At 70.4% G+C, this 3,811-nt stretch carries 4 protein-coding genes and 1 pseudogene; 2 read left to right on the top strand and 3 right to left on the bottom strand.

Annotated features, from left to right (window positions below):
* Together VHD82_RS31105 and VHD82_RS31100 are read right to left on the bottom strand one after the other, a co-directional pair.
* Window positions 1–138, bottom strand: a 138-nt coding sequence (locus VHD82_RS31105; protein WP_325712137.1) for an acyl-CoA dehydrogenase family protein, incomplete at its 3' end; no start/stop codon positions are given.
* A gap of 113 nt (window positions 139–251) precedes the next feature.
* Window positions 252–1,094, bottom strand: coding sequence for an SPFH domain-containing protein (locus tag VHD82_RS31100; protein WP_325712135.1), 843 nt, complete (start codon window positions 1,092–1,094; stop codon window positions 252–254).
* Between the two features lie 184 nt (window positions 1,095–1,278).
* Here VHD82_RS31100 and VHD82_RS31095 point away from each other — a divergent pair, with 184 nt between their 5' ends.
* Both VHD82_RS31095 and VHD82_RS31090 read left to right on the top strand, forming a co-directional pair.
* Window positions 1,279–2,571 (top strand): magnesium transporter MgtE N-terminal domain-containing protein, encoded by a 1,293-nt coding sequence (locus VHD82_RS31095; protein WP_325712133.1) that lies wholly within the window; start codon window positions 1,279–1,281, stop codon window positions 2,569–2,571.
* On the top strand, window positions 2,564–3,205 hold the full coding sequence (locus VHD82_RS31090) for a DUF1003 domain-containing protein (RefSeq protein WP_325712131.1): 642 nt from the start codon (window positions 2,564–2,566) through the stop codon (window positions 3,203–3,205). The genes VHD82_RS31095 and VHD82_RS31090 overlap by 8 nt, the downstream gene beginning before the upstream one ends.
* 163 nt (window positions 3,206–3,368) lie before the next feature.
* On the opposite strand, the pseudogene VHD82_RS36910 reads toward VHD82_RS31090, so the two are convergent.
* A pseudogene (locus VHD82_RS36910) lies at window positions 3,369–3,569 on the bottom strand (MarR family transcriptional regulator); the annotation flags it as partial.
* Between the last annotated feature and the right edge of the window lie 242 nt (window positions 3,570–3,811).

Genomic DNA, 3,811 nt, shown 5'->3' with positions numbered 1-3,811 from the left:
GATGTCCGCCGGGTACGCGTCGGCATGCTCCAGCTCCTGCGCGTGCGGGATGATCTCCTTGTCCACGAACGAACGCACAGTGGACAGAATCTCGGACTGCACGTCGGTGAGACCAGCGGTCTGGGCCAGGCGGGCCATACGTGACTCCTGTGTCGTGGCGCGGTTGGTTACCGCCGAGTATGACCCCTACCGCCGCCGTCCCGCTATGAGCACGCTCACGACCCGCCCACACCGTCCACTGTGGCCGGAGGTCAGCCCGGCCGGTCGTCCTCCGCGGCCCTGGGCAGCGGCGCGTGACCGTTCTCGGCGACCTCTTCCGTCGCAGGCTTCGCCTCCGCGTCGGGCCTGCCGAACCGGTCGACGAACCGGAGCAGCTCGACCGGGAACGGCAGCACGAGCGTGGAGTTCTTCTCCGCCGAAACCTGCACCACCGTTTCCAGCAGGCGCAGCTGCAGCGCGGCCGGGGTGTCGGCCATCCGCGCGGCGGCCTGGGACAGCTTTTCCGAAGCCTGCAGCTCACCGTCGGCGGAAATGACCCTCGCCCGGCGCTCCCGTTCGGCTTCGGCCTGGCGTGACATCGAGCGCTTCATCGTCTCGGGCAGCGCGACGTCCTTGATCTCCACCCGGTCGATGTGCACGCCCCAGTCCAGCGCCGGACTGTCGATCATGATCTCCAGTCCCTCGTTGAGCCGTTCGCGGTTGGAGAGCAGGTCGTCCAGCTCGCTCTTGCCGATGATCGAGCGCAGGGAGGTCTGCGCGACCTGTCCGACGGCGAAGCGGTAGTCCTGCACGTTCACCGCGGCCACCACCGGGTCGATGACCTTGAAGTAGACGACGGCGTCCACCCGGACCGTGACGTTGTCCCTGGTGATGCCCTCCTGCGCGGGCACCGGCAGGGTCACGATCTGCATGTTCACCTTCTGCAGCCGGTCGGCCACCGGCATCAGCATGGCCAGCCCGGGCTCCCGCACCTTTGGCCGCACCCGGCCGAAGCGGAACACCAGACCGCGTTCGAACTGCTTGACCACGCGCACGCTGGCGGCGAGCCAGGTGACGCCGGCCACCGCCAGCACGGAGACGATTTCCACCACCATGGCAGCTCCCCGGATCGGGCCCCTGTACTGCGATGTTACCCCCGTCACACAAGCGGCGGCCCACTCCGCGCCCCCGGGCACCCCGACCGTCCACTTGACACAGCCCCGGAGTCCTTTGTGGACAAGGTAAACCGCGGGCGAGCGCGGTAGGCGACGGGCGTGCGGTGCCGATAGCCTAAGCGCCATGTCCCCCGTGAACAGGGTTTTCGCCGCTCAGCTCGCCGGCCTGCCGGTGTTCGGACCGGACGGCGAGTCGATCGGCAAGGTTCGCGATCTGGTCGTCGGGCTGCGGCTGGACCAGCAGCCGCCACGGGTTCTGGGCGTTGTCGTCGAATTGTCCACACGCCGCCGCGTGTTCGTGCCGATGCTGCGGGTGACCTCGATCGAGCCCAACGCCGTCACCCTCGCCACCGGTTCGGTCAACATGCGCCAGTTCCACCAGCGCCCCAACGAAGTCCTCGTGCTCGGCCAGCTCACCGACGCGCACGCGACGATGCGGGAAACCGGCGCCAGGGTCACCGTCGCCGACGCGGCGATGGAGCCCACCCGCACCAGGGACTGGGTGCTGGCGAAGCTCGCGGTCCGGGAACGCACCGGCCGGATCGGGCTCACGCGCCGCCGGTCCACGCTGCACGTCGTGCCGTGGTCGGAGGTCTCCGGGCTCGGGCTCACCGACCTGTCCGGCCAGCCGCAGGGCGCCGGGCAGCTGCTGATGCTGTTCGACACGATGCGCGCGGTCGACGTGGCCGCCACGGTGCGGGATCTGCCGGTCAAACGGCGGCTCGAAGTGGCCGACTCGATGGATGACGAGCACCTCGCCGACCTCCTCGAAGAGCTGCCCGAGGACGACCAGAAGGAACTGCTGCAGCACCTGACCGAGGAACGCGCGGCCGACATCCTCGAAGCGATGAACCCCGACGACGCGGCCGACCTGCTCGCCGAGCTGGCTCCCGCGGACCAGAACCGGCTGCTGGACCTGATGGAGCCGGCGGAGTCCGAGCCGGTCAAACGCCTGCTCGCGTACTCGTCGGATACCGCGGGCGGGCTGATGACCCCGGAGCCCGTGGTGCTCACCCCGGACTCCACCGTCGCCGAGGCGCTCGCCCACATCCGCAACGCCGATCTGCCGGCGGCACTGGCCACCATGGTGTTCGTCTGCCGCCCGCCGAGCGCGACCCCCACCGGCCGCTACGTCGGGGTGGCGCATTTCCAGCGGCTCCTCCGGGAACCACCGGCGGAACTGGTCGCGAGCGCCGTCGACAGCGACCTGCCCGTGCTGCGGCCAAGCGCCCCGTTGTCCGAGGTCACCCGGTATTTCGCCGCGTACAACCTGGCCTGCGGCCCGGTGGTGGACGACGAAGACCACCTGCTCGGCGCGGTGACCGTGGACGACGTGCTGGACCATCTGCTGCCCGAGGACTGGCGCGAAACGGGCCTGAAGGACGTGGCCAATTCCGAGGAGGTCGAAAATGCCTGAACTGCTGCACCGGCGCCGGCTGGATCAGCCCCGCGCGGCCCGGCGGCGCGTGATCAGCTTCGATCCGGACACGTTCGGCAGGCTGTCCGAGCGGCTGGCGCGGTTCCTCGGCACCGGCAAGTACCTGTTCTGGCAGACGCTGATCGTCGTGGTGTGGATCGCGATCAACCTGAGCGCGGCCACGCTGCGCTGGGACCCGTACCCGTTCATCCTGCTCAACCTGGCCTTCTCGACACAGGCCGCGTACGCCGCGCCGCTGATCCTGCTGGCGCAGAACCGCCAGGACGACCGGGACCGCATCGCGCTGGAGGAGGACAGGGCACGCGCCGAGCGCACCAAGGCGGACACCGAGTACCTGGCCAGGGAGCTCGCCTCGCTGCGCCTGGCCGTCGGCGAGGTGGTGACCCGCGACTTCCTGCGTTCCGAGCTGGCGCGGCTCGTCGAGGTCAGAGAGCCGGGGCAGTCTGAGCAGGGCGGTGCTGACCGGCCGGCATCCGACCGTCCCGGTCCGGATCGGCGAGGGGGGCCGGGTTCGGAGCGTCCGGCGCGGGGTCGTGGTGCCCCTGGCCGTTCTGCGCCGGGCCGGTCCGGGACGGAACGGGCGGGCGGGTCTCGGCGGGGCGGGACGGGCTGACCGAGGGACCGGCGAGCGTCGCGCAGATCTCCGCGAGCACGGCGAGCTGCGCCGGGTCGAGCCGGTCCGCGAAGTGCCTGGTGATGCCGGTGAGGTGGGTGCTGCTGGCGGTCCGCAGCCGGTCCAGGCCGCGGTCCGTGAGCTCGGCCACCACCCCGCGACCGTCGCCCGCCGCCCGGCTGCGCGCGACCAGGCCGATGCGCTCCAGCCTGCCGACCAGCCGGGTGACCCCGGAGCGGGAGAGCAGCAGGGCGTTGGCCAGGTCGGTCATCCGCAGCCGGCGCTCGGGGGCCTCGGCGAGCTGCACCAGCACGTCGTAGGAGGCCAGCGACAGGCGTTGTTCGCGGACGAGATCGGTTTCCATCTGCCGGGTGAGCCGGGCGTGGGCCCGCAGGAACTCGCGCCAGGCACCGAGCTCGTCGTCCCGTGGGTAGCGATCAGCCATCGAGTTCATGCTACGGACGGTCATCGCTGTCGTGCTACGGAGTATGGCCATCTAGGTGGCGCCTAGCATGGAAGACACGTACCTCCCGACCAGAAAGGCCGGTGTTATCCGTGACCTCTACTGAGGCCGCACCGTCGGTGGACGCGGTCCGTGCCGCGCTG

The organism is Amycolatopsis sp. (genome assembly GCF_035546795.1).
Lineage (GTDB): Bacteria > Actinomycetota > Actinomycetes > Mycobacteriales > Pseudonocardiaceae > Amycolatopsis_E.
This window is presented reverse-complemented; position numbering and strand designations above follow the sequence as displayed.

Coding starts and splice junctions, on each gene's coding strand:
- VHD82_RS31100 (WP_325712135.1), bottom strand. CDS start 1,094: ATGGTGGTGGAAATCGTCTCCGTGCTGGCGGTGGCCGGCGTCACCTGG.
- VHD82_RS31090 (WP_325712131.1), top strand. CDS start 2,564: ATGCCTGAACTGCTGCACCGGCGCCGGCTGGATCAGCCCCGCGCGGCC.
- VHD82_RS31095 (WP_325712133.1), top strand. CDS start 1,279: ATGTCCCCCGTGAACAGGGTTTTCGCCGCTCAGCTCGCCGGCCTGCCG.